General features: G+C 66.7%; 19 protein-coding genes. 10 read left to right on the top strand and 9 right to left on the bottom strand.

Annotated features, from left to right (window positions below; translation table 11 throughout):
* The 9 genes from MKP08_RS14370 to MKP08_RS00555 are packed head-to-tail and all read left to right on the top strand — an operon-like array spanning position 1 to position 6,256.
* A complete protein-coding gene (locus MKP08_RS14370; protein WP_241554451.1) occupies positions 1 to 852 on the top strand; it encodes a FliM/FliN family flagellar motor switch protein in 852 nt (283 codons plus the stop codon).
* A gap of 29 nt (positions 853 to 881) precedes the next feature.
* Positions 882 to 1,163: a FliM/FliN family flagellar motor switch protein gene (locus tag MKP08_RS00590; RefSeq protein ID WP_241554450.1), complete on the top strand. Its 282-nt coding sequence runs from the start codon at positions 882 to 884 to the stop codon at positions 1,161 to 1,163.
* Positions 1,163 to 1,441 (top strand): flagellar biosynthetic protein FliO, encoded by a 279-nt coding sequence (locus tag MKP08_RS00585; protein WP_241554449.1) that lies wholly within the window; start codon positions 1,163 to 1,165, stop codon positions 1,439 to 1,441. The genes MKP08_RS00590 and MKP08_RS00585 overlap by 1 nt, the downstream gene beginning before the upstream one ends.
* On the top strand, positions 1,434 to 2,210 hold the full coding sequence (gene fliP / locus MKP08_RS00580; RefSeq protein ID WP_306300104.1) for a flagellar type III secretion system pore protein FliP: 777 nt from the start codon (positions 1,434 to 1,436) through the stop codon (positions 2,208 to 2,210). Before MKP08_RS00585 ends, fliP begins: the two co-directional genes overlap by 8 nt.
* A 13-nt stretch (positions 2,211 to 2,223) precedes the next feature.
* A complete protein-coding gene (gene fliQ / locus MKP08_RS00575) occupies positions 2,224 to 2,496 on the top strand; it encodes a flagellar biosynthesis protein FliQ (RefSeq protein WP_215227475.1) in 273 nt (90 codons plus the stop codon).
* A complete protein-coding gene (gene fliR / locus MKP08_RS00570) occupies positions 2,496 to 3,275 on the top strand; it encodes a flagellar biosynthetic protein FliR (protein ID WP_306300103.1) in 780 nt (259 codons plus the stop codon). The genes fliQ and fliR overlap by 1 nt, the downstream gene beginning before the upstream one ends.
* Complete coding sequence (locus MKP08_RS00565) at positions 3,272 to 4,402, top strand: flagellar biosynthesis protein FlhB (RefSeq protein WP_241554448.1); 1,131 nt, start codon at positions 3,272 to 3,274, stop codon at positions 4,400 to 4,402. Before fliR ends, MKP08_RS00565 begins: the two co-directional genes overlap by 4 nt.
* A gap of 30 nt (positions 4,403 to 4,432) precedes the next feature.
* On the top strand, positions 4,433 to 5,866 hold the full coding sequence (fliD, locus tag MKP08_RS00560; protein ID WP_241554447.1) for a flagellar filament capping protein FliD: 1,434 nt from the start codon (positions 4,433 to 4,435) through the stop codon (positions 5,864 to 5,866).
* 3 nt (positions 5,867 to 5,869) lie between these two features.
* Positions 5,870 to 6,256 carry a hypothetical protein gene (locus MKP08_RS00555; RefSeq protein ID WP_215227478.1) on the top strand — a complete coding sequence of 129 codons (387 nt, stop codon included), beginning with the start codon at positions 5,870 to 5,872 and terminating at the stop codon, positions 6,254 to 6,256.
* 6 nt (positions 6,257 to 6,262) lie between these two features.
* On the opposite strand, the gene MKP08_RS00550 is transcribed toward MKP08_RS00555, so the two are convergent.
* From MKP08_RS00550 to MKP08_RS00510, 9 genes are all read right to left on the bottom strand, one after another.
* The gene (locus tag MKP08_RS00550) at positions 6,263 to 6,865 is read right to left on the bottom strand and encodes a response regulator transcription factor (RefSeq protein ID WP_241554446.1); all 603 of its coding nucleotides are present in this window, start codon (positions 6,863 to 6,865) and stop codon (positions 6,263 to 6,265) included.
* 113 nt (positions 6,866 to 6,978) lie between these two features.
* Positions 6,979 to 7,698, bottom strand: coding sequence for a sigma-70 family RNA polymerase sigma factor (locus MKP08_RS00545; protein ID WP_241554445.1), 720 nt, complete (start codon positions 7,696 to 7,698; stop codon positions 6,979 to 6,981).
* The gene (locus MKP08_RS00540; protein ID WP_241554444.1) at positions 7,695 to 9,794 is read right to left on the bottom strand and encodes a flagellar biosynthesis protein FlhA; all 2,100 of its coding nucleotides are present in this window, start codon (positions 9,792 to 9,794) and stop codon (positions 7,695 to 7,697) included. Before MKP08_RS00540 ends, MKP08_RS00545 begins: the two co-directional genes overlap by 4 nt.
* Positions 9,791 to 10,705: a transglycosylase SLT domain-containing protein gene (locus MKP08_RS00535; protein ID WP_241554443.1), complete on the bottom strand. Its 915-nt coding sequence runs from the start codon at positions 10,703 to 10,705 to the stop codon at positions 9,791 to 9,793. The genes MKP08_RS00540 and MKP08_RS00535 overlap by 4 nt, the downstream gene beginning before the upstream one ends.
* An 82-nt stretch (positions 10,706 to 10,787) precedes the next feature.
* Positions 10,788 to 11,126, bottom strand: a complete 339-nt coding sequence (locus MKP08_RS00530; protein WP_241554442.1) for a flagellar protein FlgN — start codon at positions 11,124 to 11,126, stop codon at positions 10,788 to 10,790.
* Positions 11,123 to 11,416, bottom strand: a complete 294-nt coding sequence (flgM, locus tag MKP08_RS00525) for a flagellar biosynthesis anti-sigma factor FlgM (RefSeq protein WP_241554441.1) — start codon at positions 11,414 to 11,416, stop codon at positions 11,123 to 11,125. The genes MKP08_RS00530 and flgM overlap by 4 nt, the downstream gene beginning before the upstream one ends.
* Positions 11,417 to 11,521: 105 nt before the next feature.
* Complete coding sequence (gene flgA / locus MKP08_RS00520) at positions 11,522 to 12,040, bottom strand: flagellar basal body P-ring formation chaperone FlgA (RefSeq protein ID WP_241554440.1); 519 nt, start codon at positions 12,038 to 12,040, stop codon at positions 11,522 to 11,524.
* Positions 12,041 to 12,082: 42 nt separating this feature from the next.
* The gene (locus tag MKP08_RS00515; RefSeq protein ID WP_241554439.1) at positions 12,083 to 12,508 is read right to left on the bottom strand and encodes a hypothetical protein; all 426 of its coding nucleotides are present in this window, start codon (positions 12,506 to 12,508) and stop codon (positions 12,083 to 12,085) included.
* A complete protein-coding gene (locus tag MKP08_RS00510) occupies positions 12,505 to 13,161 on the bottom strand; it encodes a MotA/TolQ/ExbB proton channel family protein (RefSeq protein ID WP_241554438.1) in 657 nt (218 codons plus the stop codon). The genes MKP08_RS00515 and MKP08_RS00510 overlap by 4 nt, the downstream gene beginning before the upstream one ends.
* A 191-nt stretch (positions 13,162 to 13,352) precedes the next feature.
* Here MKP08_RS00510 and flgB point away from each other — a divergent pair, with 191 nt between their 5' ends.
* The gene (flgB, locus tag MKP08_RS00505; RefSeq protein ID WP_215227486.1) at positions 13,353 to 13,700 is read left to right on the top strand and encodes a flagellar basal body rod protein FlgB; all 348 of its coding nucleotides are present in this window, start codon (positions 13,353 to 13,355) and stop codon (positions 13,698 to 13,700) included.

Genomic DNA, 13,700 nt, shown 5'->3' with positions numbered 1-13,700 from the left:
GTGGCGCGGCACTGCGCAGAACTCTTTCGCGCCGATTCCGGGAAGGACGCGGATGGCGAGGGTTTCGCGCAATTCGGGGCCGATCTCGCCCGCGCACTGGCACCGGGCCTCGGCGCTCTGCTCGGAGCGACCAAGTTGCGCGTGTCGTGCGCGGCGCCGACCGTCCGGCCGGTGGCCGAACTGACCGGCGGTGCTAACGGCATTTCCACCGCAGCGACGATCGTCTTTCCCGCGGTCGGGGCGCAGATCGTTTCGACCCTCGATGCGAAGACGCTGATCGCTCTGACGGACCGGCTGTTTGGCGGGGACGGAATCGATGCCGATGGCGACGAGCCGGTCGAACTGCCGCTGATGGCGGATTTGGTCGCGACCCAGTTCCGCACGCTGCTGGGCGATGCCATGCAACGCGCGCTGCCGTCGCTCGGCAAGGCACAGATCGCGGACAATTCGCGCCATTCGGCCTTCGACACGTTGGGTGCCGACGAAAGCTGCACGGTGCTGGAGTTCACCGTGGTGCAACCCGATGCCCCGGATTGGGTGCTGGGCCTGGCGCTGCGCAGTGGTGAAAAGTCCCGCTTCGCCGTGCGGCGGACGCACGCCGATCCCACCGCGCGCAAGCGGACGAACGATCCCCTGTCGGGCGCGCTCGCCGAGACCCCGTTCGACCTGGTTGCGGTGGTGGCGGAAACCACGCTGCCGCTTTCGCGCGTGTCGGCGTTCAAACCGGGCGACATCGTTCCCCTGCCGATCGCACGCCAGGTGCCCCTGCGGGTCGGCGACCGCGTGATTGCACACGGCAGCGTCGGCAGTGTCGATGATCGCGTCGCCCTGCGCGTCAGCACCCTCTCCTGAAATTACCCTTCCAGAAAGGCCCTTTTGCCATGACTACCCGTTCCCTCGATCTCCTGCGCAATGTCGACGTTCGCCTTTCGGTCGAACTCGGCCGCACGCAGGTCAAGCTGAAGGACGTGCTCGCGCTCGGCCCGGACAGCGTCGTGCCGCTGGACCGGATGACCGACGAACTGCTGGACGTCTACGTCAACGGGCAGGCCATCGCGAAGGCCGAGATCGTGACTCAGGGCGATCGCTTCGCGCTGCGGATCGTCGAGATGGCGGGCGATGAAGACAACGACAACCCCGTTTCGGCGGAAGAGGCCGCCTGATGGCTTGGTACGTCGTCAAGCTGATCCTGATGCTCGCCCTGCTGGGCGGGATGATCTGGGGCAGCCTGTGGCTTACCAAGCGGCTGCAAGGGCGCTTCGTCCCGGCGGGCCGGACAAAGGCGGCGCGTCTGATCGAAACGACGATGCTGTCGCCCGGCGTGAAGCTCGCGGTCATCGAATTCCACGGTCGAGAAATCCTCGTGGGCAGTTCTCGTCACGGCCTGACCCGCCTGGCAGAGGCCGAAGCGCGCCCGTCGGTGGAGCCCGACGATGCGTAAGCCGCTGAAGCATGCTGCGTTTCTGGCATTAGGCTTGGCACTGGTGACCTTCGCCGCCGAACCGGCCCTGGCCGCCACCGCTGGGTCCGTCGGCGGTGCCCTAGAGCGGGCGCTGGGCGCGGCGGATGGGCAGGGGCAGGCACCGCTGACCCTCTCGCTGCAGCTGCTGCTGATCATGGCGCTGCTGACGGTGCTGCCCGCGCTGGTTCTGATGATGACCAGCTTCACGCGCATCATCATCGTGCTGTCGATCCTGCGCCAGGCGCTCGGCCTGCAGCAGTCCCCGCCCAACCAAGTGCTGATCGGCCTGTCGCTGTTCCTGTCGCTGTTCGTGATGGCTCCGACCCTGACCACGGTGAACGAACAGGCGTTGCAGCCCTATTCGGCCGGTACTTTGTCCGCCGATCAGGCGATCGCCAATGCGGGCGACGCCTTCCACGCCTTCATGATCCGACAGACGCGCACCGCCGACATCACCATGTTCGCGGACATCGCCAATTCGCCCAAGTTCGAATCTCCGCAGGACATTCCGTTCTCGATCCTGCTGCCGTCCTTCGTGACCAGCGAACTGAAGACCGCGTTCCAGATCGGGTTCATGCTGTTCCTGCCGTTCCTCGTCATCGACCTCGTGGTGTCGAGCGTGCTGATGAGCCTTGGTATGATGATGCTGTCGCCGACGATCGTGTCCCTGCCGTTCAAGCTGTTGCTGTTCGTCCTGATCGACGGGTGGAGCCTGCTGATGGGCTCGCTCGCGATGAGTTTCGCCTGACAAGGATGCACTGATGAACGATTCCGCTTCCCTTCTCGCGCTGGCCGACCGGATGCTGTGGACGACCGCGCTGGTCGCCGCGCCGGTGCTGCTGGCAGCCCTCGCGGTGGGCCTGTTGGTCGGTATCATCCAGGCGGCGACCTCGGTCAACGAACAGACGCTGACCTTCGTCCCCAAGCTGGCGATCATTGCGCTTGTGCTGGTCCTTTTCGGCGCGTCGATGATGGGTCTCATCAGCGATTTCGCGCGCGAGATATTCCAGCAGATCGCGGGGATCGCCAGCTGATGCTGCCCGATTTCGGTTTCGGCAATATCGAGGCGGAGTTGTGGAAGCTGATCTTCATCAGCGCCCGCATCGGTGCCGCGCTGGTTGCCGCGCCGATCTTCGGCGCGACCAGCGTGCCCGTGCAGCTGCGGATCATCATTGCCGGTGCAATCGGCGTGTTCGTACAGATCTGGGTGCCGGTAACGACGCCGGCCGACCTCTTCTCGCTCGCCGCGCTTATCGCGCTCGTCAGCGAAATCGTGATCGGTCTGGCCTGCGGTTTCGTGCTGCAGTTGAGCTTCGCCGCGCCGGTCCTCGCGGCGGAGCAGATTTCGGGCGCGATGGGCATGGCGATCGCCACCGCCGCCGATCCCAACACCGGCGGCCAGTCGACCGCGCTGGGACAATATTTCACGCTTGTACTCACGTTGATCTTTCTGGCGGTGGGCGGGCACCTGCTGTGGCTGCGGCTCGTGATCGAGAGCTATCGCGCGCTGCCGCCGGGGGGCGAATGGATGAGCGCGGACCAAGCGCTGGTGATCGCCGCTTTCGCCGGTGAGATGTTCGCCACGGCGGTGGCGATCGCGCTGCCGGTCACGCTCGCGCTGCTGCTGGTACAGATGGTCACGGGCGTGCTGAGCCGTTCGGCTCCGTCGCTCAACCTGTTCTCCTTGGGTCTGCCCGCCGGTGTGCTGGCGGGTATCGCTGCCCTGATCGCGGCCTCGCCACTCATCACCGACCAGTTCGTGGCCCTGTCGGCGCAGGCGATCGATCAGGTCGGGAGGATCGCCACTCCATGAGCGACCAGGCCGGTGAGAAGACCTTCGCCCCGACGGAGAAGCGCCGCCGCGATGCGGCGCAAAAGGGCGATGTCCTGCGCTCCAAGGAAGTGGGCACGGCGGTGTCCGTGATGGTGGGCGCGGTGTGGCTGATCGTGGCCGGCCCGTGGCTGTTCGGCGCGATGGAGGAGGGTGCGCGTAGCAGCTTCTCCTTCGACCGGGCGCAACTGGCCGACTTCACGCCGGGCGATCTGATGCTGGACCTGCTCATGTCGATGCTGCCGCCGGTGCTGGCGTTCGGCGGCTGCATCATGCTGGCGACGCTGGTGTCGCAGTTGCTGCTGGGGGAGGGCCGCTTCCTGGCGGGCAACCTGAAACCGAAGGGATCGCGCATCAACCCTGGATCGGGGCTGAAGCGGATGTTCGGAATGCAAGGCCTGATCGAACTCGGCAAGAGCCTGCTGAAGATACTGCTATTGGGCTCGATCGCCTGGTTCTGGGGCGGGGCGCATGTGATGGAGGTGCTGAGCCTCGGGCGCGGCGATCTGGTCGGCCAGCTGTCCACCGCGTGGGATGCAATCGCGCGGCTGCTGCTGCTGCTCGCCGTCGGGCTGGTGCTGATCGCCTTCATCGACTGGCCGATCCAGTGGATCCGGCGGATGGGCCGGCTCAAGATGACGCATCAGGAAATGCGCGACGAGCACAAGCAGAGCGAGGGCTCTCCTGAAAAGAAGGCGGCGATCCGCCAGCGGCAGAGGCAGCTCGCGCGCGGGGGCGTGGCGAACGCGGTCAAGGACGCGCAGTTCATCCTCACCAATCCCTCCCATTTTTCGGTCGCGATGACCTACGATCCCGCTCTCGCCGCCGCTCCGGTGGTTCTCGCGAAGGGTCGCGGAGAGAAGGCGCTGGCGATGCGCGAACTGGCCGCCGAACACGGCGTGCCGGTGATGGAATATCCCGCCCTCGCGCGCTCGGTCTACTTCACCACAAGGGAAAACCAGATGGTGCGCGAGGAGCTCTACGCAGCCATCGCCAGCGTGCTGGCCTTCGTAATGTCGCTGAAGCGTGGGGATCGCGTTTCCCGCCCGACCATCACGGTGCCATCGGCGTTGCGATTCGATGCCGAAGGACGCCCGCAAGCGGCTTAAACCGGGCCCGACCCAGCCGTTCTAAAAGCCATGGACAATCCCTCCTCCTCCATCCTTTCCGCACTGGGCGGCGGCAGCGGCATCGACATGGCGAAACTCGCCACCGATCTTTCCACCGCGAAATATGCGGCGCAGATCGAGCAGTTGAAATCGCGCAGCGATTTGATGGAAACGCGCATTTCGGCGGCTGCGGCACTGAAGGGGCAGTTGTCGCAACTGGCGAGCGCCCTGGGTGAACGCGTCCGCACCGGCGATCTCGCCGCCAGCGCCGCGACCGCCAACCCCGCGGTCGCTAAGGTATCGGTGGCGGGCGGCGCGCGTGCCAATGGCACCTATTCGCTGGAGGTGACGCAGCTTGCGAGCAGCCAGACGCTCGTCGGCAAACCCTATGCCACGTCCGACAGTCTGGTCGGGGAGGGCACCCTGACCTTCGATTTTGGCACGGTTTCCGGCGGTTCGTTCTCAGCCGATGGCGGCACTGCCCCGCTTTCGATCGAGGTGACCGCCGACGATACCCTGAGCACGCTTGCGAGCAAGATATCCACTTCCGGCAGCGGGCTTACCGCCTATGTCGTCTCCGGCAGCTCCGGGGCGCAGCTGGTGATCAAGGGGGAACAGGGCGCAGCCAACGGCTTCACGATCTCCGGCAGCGGCGCGAGTGCGGGCGGGGGCGCCTCCGCGCCCGGCAATATCGATTTTCTCGACTGGTCGCCCGCGACCGACGGGGGGCAGCTGAAAGCCACGGCGAAGGATGCCCGGCTGGTTTTCGACGGAGTGGAGGTAACCAGCGCCACCAATACCGTCACCGGCCTGCCCGCGGGCCTGTCGCTGACCCTGACCGGCACGAATGCAGGGGCGCCGACAGAGATTTCGTTCGACCGCAAGGATGGGGCGATTACCTCTTTGATGGAGGATCTGGTCGCGGCGCTGAACGACGTGACCGGGCAGTTGAAGCAAACGGCCAGCCCGCTCGGCGGGGAACTCGGAAACGATTCCGGGGCGCGCGCACTGAAGCGCGAACTGGCGGCGCTGGCGGGTACGGTCATCATGCCCAATGCCCCGGCGGGAGCGCCGCGAACGCTCGGGGATCTGGGCCTGACCGCCAGCCGGGAGGGCACCTTTCGCCTTGATGCCGATCGGCTGAAGGAAACGCTCGCAAGGGATCCGGACGGGGCGGCCGGGATGTTCACGTCGGGGCTTTATGGCGTCTTCGCCACGATGGACAAGCTCGCCCGCAACCTGGGCAGCACGACCGATCCCGGTTCGCTGGGCGGCTCCATCGCACGTTACGAACGGCAGCAAACACAGATCGAAAACCGCCTGGAAAAAATTGCCGAGCAGCAGGAGAACCTGCGGGCGCAACTGGGCAGGTCGTTCTCTTGGGCGGACCGCCGGGTCACACAATCGCAATCGACGCTGTCCTTCCTGAAGTCTCAGGTCGCGCTCTGGACGGCGAAGGACTGATCCATGCTGCAAGCCATCGCCCCATCCGAAGCCTATCGCCGGGTCGAGATCGACGCCTACATCGTGGGTGGCGATACCGGCCAACTGACCCGCCTGTGCCTGGCCGAGGCGATCGGCGCGATCAATCGCGCGCTGTGCTTCGATACCTATGCGCAACCGGGGAAGCGTTCGACCGCCGTGCTGAAGGCGCTCTCCTGCGTTCAGGCGCTGAAGCTGGGCGTCGACGTGTCACAGCCGTTGGGGGAGGCGCTGCTGGTGGTATATGGCGATGCGTGCGCCAAGCTGGTTCGCGGCAGTTCCAGGTTCGACCGCGCGGAGCTCACGGCGTTGCGGGACGATTTTCTAGAGATGGAGCAGGCGTTCGCGGAAACCGGGCGCCGACCGGCCTGACGCGGCTCAGGCGGGATCGAAGAGCCGGCTTTCGATCGAAATGCGCACCGCATCGCTGGAATTCGTAACCTCGATCTTTTTCAGCAAGCGGAGACGATGCGCTTCGATGGTACGGTGACTGACGCCCAGCCCGGCCGCGATCATCTTGTTCGATTTCCCGTCGGCAATGGCGTGCAGGATATCCCGTTCGCGGCTGGTGAGAGCGGCGAGCCGGTCGCGGGCCTCGCGGGTGCGGAGGCGGAGGCGATTGACGGGCAGGAAGGTTTCCGCATTGCGATGCCACCACGCCTCGATCTCGGTCAGGTCGAAAGGCCACGCCCGCAGGTCGAGCGCCCCTAGCCGTAGGGCCTCGCACGCGTTCGCGTAATGCGGATCGGTCGAATAGACGATCGTCTTCTGGCCATGGACGGTGGATCGCAAGCTCTCGAGATCGTCGCGAAAGGCACCATCGGCCCGTTCGGCGAGCAACAGCAGATCATAGTGCCGCCCGGAGTCCGCGAATTCCTCCACATTGTCATAAGGTGCGCAAGAATGGCCGATATCGGAAAACTGCATCACCACGTCGGCCTTGCGCCGCATGTCGTGGTCCACCACCGCGAATTTCAGCATTGCCTGTCTTAACCCGAGACCCTGTTAACGTTTGCGAAGCGAAAAGCCCACCGGTCCGGCCAAGCCCGCCCCGGCGTCTCGCTTCACCCTGCCCGCTACGACTTTAACAATGGTTACTCTGGCTGCAACTCTTTGCGGACGATCTTCAGCGCTTGCGCTTTCAGCTGATGGACTCGCGGTACGCTGACCTCGAGAACCTGGGCGATTTCGGCGAGGTTCAGCTCTTCGACGAAGTAGAGTTGGAGCACCGTCTGCAGGCGTTCGGGCAAGGCGGCTACGATCCGGCCGAGCCGTTCGCTGTCCTGGTGCTCACTTAGAAGTTCGAAGGGGTTGGGGCGATCGTCCGCGAACATATCGCTGGTGTCGTCGTACATGGTGTCCAGCGATGCGGTGCGCATGGGTTCCGCTTCGAGATCGGACAGACTGCCGCCAATCTCCACGATCTCTGCCGCGAGCTCGTCCGCGCGCGGTTCACGGCGGAGCCGGGCGCGAAGCCGGCTCGTCGCATGCTCGACCCGTCGGCGGCGCGCGCCGCTGCCCCTGCTGCCCGGAATGGTTCGCCGCACATGGTCCAGGATCGCGCCGCGCACCCGGATTTTCGCATAGGCGGCAAAGCCGTCTTCCGTGGGGCCGGCATGGCGTTGGGCACATTCTGTCAAGGCGATCAGGCCGACCTGGATCAGGTCCTCCACATCGAATTCGTTCATCGCGCTGCCATGGATATGCCACGCGGCCTTTCGCACCATCGGCACGAACCGCCGCACGCGGTCCTCGATCAGGTCCACCGATCCATAGGCGGCGGCTGCGTTGAATTGCGATTGGTCCAGTTTCATGCGGCAAGCACCTCCGGCGTGGCTGAAGCGAGTTGCGGGGCAGGTTCGGTTTCGCCGATCACCGCGACGACTTCGATCGGCTGGGTGGGCGGCAGTTCGGTGATCGACAGCACGAGGCAGGACGGCGCGCGGGCGCGCAGCAGATCGGCGAGCGCGCGACGGGCGGGGGGCTGTACGATGAGCGCGGGACTGCGCCCCTCTGGCGCCTCGGCACAGATCTGCCCGATGCGCATGCCGATCATCTGGGCGCAGTCCGGCTCGATGATCGGCTGACCCGTCGCGGGGTCGCGCATGCCGCCCAGCACCGCGCTTTCCAGCGCCGCGTCGAGGGTGATCACGGCCAGCTTCGCGTCAGGGGGGCAGATGCGACCCACCAGCCAGCCGCCCAGATCGGCCCTCACGCGGTCGATGAGAGCGTCGAATTCCTGCGTATGCTGGAGCGCGAGTGCGATGCTGGACATCACCGGTCCGGGATGCGCCAGCGTGATGCCGTCTGCCATCAGCGCGCGCAGCAAGCGGGTAAGGGCCGCCAGCGAGAGCGGCTCCGGCGTGATCGCCTCGATCACACCCGGCGAACGCTCGCGCAGCGAATCGACGATGGTGCGAACTTCCTCCGGCCCGAGCAGTTCCGGCCCCCGCTGGCGCAGGAGCTGGTTGAGGTGCGTTGCGACAACCGTGCCGGGATCGACCGTCAGAAATCCTTCCGCGACCGCCTGATCCCGCTCGCCCGGCGCGATCCACAGGGCCGGACAGCCGAAGCTGGGATCGGTCGTGGGGGTACCATGGATACCGTGCTGGGGCATGACGTCCCCGGTATCGATCGCCAGGACCTGGTCGGACAGGATCTGTCCGCCACCAACCGGCGTGCCGCCGATGGTGATACGATAATCATTGGGTGCCATCTGCAGGCTGTCGCGCAAGCGGAATTGCGGCACCACGAAGCCGAATTCCTGGGACAGCTGCTTGCGCACCCCGGTGATGCGCGCGACCAGCGACGATCCGCGCGCCTCGTCGACGAGATGTACGAGGCCGTAGCCGAGCTCGACCGTCACCAGCGTGTGGTCCGATACGTCCTCGATAGTGAGCGCCTCGGGCTTCGCAGGTTCGATCGTCTCGGCAACCGGCTCGGGGCGAGCGGCCCGGCGGCGCAGGACGAAGTAGAGCCAGAACGCGCCCGCCGCGGCGGGCAGGAAGATCGATTGCGGCATCGCCGGTATCACGCCCAGGCCACCCAGGACCAGCGCCACCGGCAGCCAGCTACGCGGATCGGCGAACTGGCCGCCGATCTGCCCCGCCAGGTCGCTCTTGTCGGTAACGCGGGTGACGATCGCGGCGGCGGCGATGGAGAGCAGCAGCGAGGGAACCTGCGCCACCAGCGCGTCGCCGACGGCGAGCGTGATGTAATGCTGCGCCGCCTCGGCCGCGGTCAGCCCGTGGCTGATCATGCCGAGGCAGAACCCGGCGATGATGTTGACCGCCAGGATCAGCAATGCGGCGATCGCGTCGCCCTTCACGAACTTGGAAGCACCATCCATCGCACCGTAGAAATCGGCTTCGGTCGCGACCTCGGCGCGGCGCGCTTTGGCTTCTTCCGCGGTCATCAGCCCGGCGGCGATATCGGCGTCGATCGCCATCTGCTTGCCCGGCAGGGCGTCGAGGGTGAAGCGCGCCGAAACCTCGGAAACGCGGCCCGCGCCCTTCGTGATCACCACCATGTTGATGATGAGCAGGATCATGAAGACGAACAGGCCGACCGCGAAATTGCCGCCGATCAGGAACTCGCCGAAGCTCTCGATCACCTTGCCCGCAGCGCCCGATCCGTTGTGTCCGCCGACCAGTACGATGCGCGTCGACGCGACGTTGAGCGCGAGTCTAAGCAGTGTCGCGAACAGCAGGACGGACGGGAAGGAAGAGAAGTCGAGCGGCTTCGCGGCGTTCATCGCGACCATCAAAATCGCTATTGAAAACGCGATGTTAAGGACGAAAAACGCATCGAGCATCATCGTCGGGATGGGCAACACCATCAGCACGATAAGTACGAGGATTGCCACCGGAAGTGCAAAGGCACCCGGGGAAAGTGGGGTTTTCCCGGTCATAGTCCGAACGCCTTCAGCTTGTCATAGGCCGCCCGGACATGACCCCGGTCGCCTCCGCTCGCATTGGCCAAACCGAAATTGTCGCGCAGCGTATCCGACATCGACGGCGTGCCGCGCATCGGGGCAGGAGCCGCCGGTGCGGCCCCGCCGAAATTGCCGGCCGAAGAGGGCGCGCTTTGCCATCCGCCGCGGGCAAGGGCGAATTCGCCTTCCAGCGTCGACGGACCGGGCAGGCCGCCACCGTCGGCGGCCATGGCGCGGGCCATCTTGCTTTCCATCAGTTGCATCACGCCGCGCAGGCTGCGGGGCGCGCCGCCGGGCGCGTAGAAGATAGAGCGGTTGGCCCCGGCGGCCTGGGGCAGCAGCGCGGCGGCGGACTGGTCGGGATTGGCAGCGAGGGCGGTGAAGAAGCGGGTCGCGCCGCCGGTCCCCAGGAAATGCGCCATGTAGAGTTCGGTCGGCTGCGGCTCGCGCCCCAGCACCGGCAACAGCGCCGCGCGGTTCTGCTGCGCGAGCGCGCCCGCCATCATGGAGGACACGTCCGGATCGTTGCGCAGGCCCATGATCTGGCCGCGCAGCGCGGGATTGTTCACGAAGCTGCGCCCGCCGCGCGTGTCGATCGCCCCGGCGATGTGCGACAGGCCGTAGCTGTCGCCGTGCCGGTCGAGCGTCGCCAGCCAGGTGCTGTCGATGAACTGGTAGAGACCGCTCGCGGAGGAGGTGGGGGCCCGGGCGGAGGGGTTGAGGCTCGATTCGATGCGCGCCTGCGCGAGCAGATAGGAAAAATCCGTACCCGTCCGTTCGGCGGCGCGCGCGATCGCGGCGCGGGTGCGCGCATCGCCGCCGCCCATGGCGGGTGCCGGGCGGGTCGCGCCGGCCACGCTCGCCGGAATGGTCGAAGTATCGCTCAATGTCTGTCACCTGGGCACATGGTCCCACGGGTTCAGCAATAAGCGTGCCAGATTGCTCCGCCGGAGCGCCCCGATCGTGGGCCTAGGCGCGCACGACCGCGTAGGATGCGTTGGCCGCGCCCGCGCGGTAGGTGCCCGCGCCGCCGGTCAGCGCGTTGAGCCGCGCGGCGACGTTCGCCGCCATCAGGTTGCGGACCCGGCGGTTGACCTCGTTCGCGTGCCGCGCCATCTCCAGCAGGCTGCGGCACTCGGCGTCGAGCGGATCGGCGCTCCCGCCCTCCAAAGTTCCGCACAGCATGTGCTTTTCCTGCCCGGCGAGCGACAGCGCGTCGATGTCCATCGCGGCAAGCGCTTGCCGCTCTTCTTCCAGAACGGCAATCATCTGCCGCAGGGAATCCGCCAGGGTCTTGGTTTGCGTCATTTCCGGTCGCTCAGCATGAATTTCGCGGCGATCATCGCATCGGCCACGCGGGTTGGGGACAGGGGATAGGTTCCGTCGCTCACCGCCTTGCGGATCTCGCGCACGCGGTCGTTGTCGACCGGGGGCCCGGATTCGGCGAGGAGCGCCTTCGTTTCGACCAGCACCCCGGCTTCCTGCCGACCGGACTTGACCGACGTCTGCGGCATCGAACCGGTGTCGGACTGGCGCGTCTGATCGAGGCGCGCATCGCTGGCGCGGATGATACGAAGCGGGTTGATATCGAGGGACATGGCGTGCTCCATCGCTTACAAGGAATAGAACGACGCCTGTCACGAAAGTTTAAGGACTGGACGGCAGAAAGTTGCCGGACCCGGCAAAGTTGTTGAAAAACAACGTTATGACATGGGGATAGTGACGAGGCCCGGGCGTTCGACACGCGCGCGCACCGGTTCTTTCGCGTTCTCGGGCTTCACCCTGATCCATTCGCCTTCCGCGCCCGCTTCCATCGCCTCTCCCGAGGCGGTGATGGAAAAACCGCGGCCGCGCATGACCACCGAAACGTTCTCGCCCCGCTTGACCACGGGGGCGGCGGCGGCCTGCATCGCGGCGACGTCGCGGCGGACGGGCACGAACAGCTTCCACCCGGAGGCATCGGTGCATTCGACCCGGACATTGTCTCGGGTGGTGCCGTACCATGCGAGGGCCAGCGGCCCGCGGCAGGCGTTCAGCCGCAACCGGCGATCGACACCGCGCAGGGCCCCACCGGGCGTGCCGATGGAGCTGCCGGTGAATTCGGCCACGGCGCGGTCGATCGCGGCGGGGTCGGTATAGGCGCTCTGCGCCGCGGCGGGCACGACGGCACTGGCAGCCGCGATGGCGACGACAAGACGGGGGACGAAACGGCGAATGGACATTGATGTCTCCTGCTGGCGGGCGGTGGTCCCGCGCGAAATCCTTTATCGGCCCTGGGCCGGTGTGCCCGATCTCTGCAAGTTGCGTGCCACGGCTGGATCGAAGGCGAACACCGCGGCCACGTCGTCCGCCTCGCCCGGCTCGATCACGATCCGCGGGGCGAGGCCCGCCGCATCCGCCTGCCGCGCCAGCGCCTCGGCCTGCGCGCGGGTGCGGTCGAGCCCGCCTGCGCCATAGCGCGCGACGATGGTGAGCTGCTCGCGCGGGTCGGTGGGACGTTCCGCCAGCCAGCTGGTCAGGTCGGTTTCGCCGGTGGGGCGAAACACCGCGACCGGCTCCGCCCGCGCGGCGAGGCCCTGCGCCGGGGTGGGGGCCGCATCGGTGTCGATCGCCGCGGCGGTGACGATGAACAGGATTAGGGACAGGTCGGCCAGCATGATCTGCCAGCCGCTGGTGAGGCGCGGGATCATGCCGCGCGCACCCGGGATTGGCTGGAGCCGCCCGGGATCGCGTCGCGGACCTGTTCGCTCAGCCACTCGATCAGCCGATCGCGCTCGCTTTCTTCGTGCGCGCCGCGCCGCTCGATCAGGCGCGCGACCGGATAGATCAGGACGTGCGCGGTGACGAGGCCGTACAGCGTCGTCAGCACGGCGGTGCCGACCGCCGCCAGCAGCCCGGTCCGGTCGAGCCCCGTGGCCGCGAGCTGGCTGAGCGCGACGAGCGTTCCGGCAAGGCCGAACACGGGCGCGAGTTCGCCGGCCTGGTGCAGCAGTTGCAGGGCGTCGGCGCGCTGTTGCTGGCGGGCCTGGCGATGGCGGTCATGCGCCTCGATCAGGGCGGTGACCGACCGGTGATGGATCAGCGCGCCGGTCGCCTCCGCGATCTCGCGGTCGTTGGAGGGCGCCGGGCGGGCGCGCAGCACGCCGTCATTGCGGATCCCCTCCACCTGGGGGGCGATTTCCGCCCGCGTGCGCGCGTAGGAAAAGCGCGGGCGGGTCAGCCGGGCCAGCACGTGCGCGGTCGCGCGCCATTCCTGGCGCCCGGTCCGCAGCACCGTGGCGATTATCGTGCCGCCAAGCACGATCGCCGCACCGGTCGGATCGATCAGGTTCGCGAAATCCATAAGAAAGCTCCTCGAGACTGGAGAACGTCCCGGCGATGGAGGGCTTAAGCAGGTGGCCGAACATTGCCGGGAGCGGCAAGAACTTGCCGCAACGGCGCCGGGCGCGGTCCCGAAAGGTGGGGCTGTGAAAACTGGCACGCTTGTTGCGTATGGTCCTGCGAGCGCCTGACACGAGCGCGAAAGGACCGATTATGAGCGAGACATTGTTCGGCATTCACGGAGCGGCGCTGGAAGTGCGCTCGCGGCGCATGGAAATGCTGACCTCCAACATCGCGAACGCTTCCACTCCGGGCTACAAGGCGCGCGACATCGATTTCGGTGCCGCGCTGCAGGCGCGTCTGGGCGGGACCGACGGCTCTTCCGCCATGGCGGGCGCGACCCGCTACCGCGTGCCGACCATGCCCTCGCTCGACGGCAACACGGTGGAGCTCGCCAACGAACAGATGGCCTTCGCCGAAAACGCGGTTTCCTACACCGCCACTCTGTCCTTCCTCCAGGGCCGGGTCGAAACGCTCACCCGCGCGATCAAGGGGGAATGA

This window comes from Erythrobacter sp. LQ02-29 (assembly GCF_022576075.2).
Lineage (GTDB): Bacteria > Pseudomonadota > Alphaproteobacteria > Sphingomonadales > Sphingomonadaceae > Alteriqipengyuania.
This window is presented reverse-complemented; position numbering and strand designations above follow the sequence as displayed.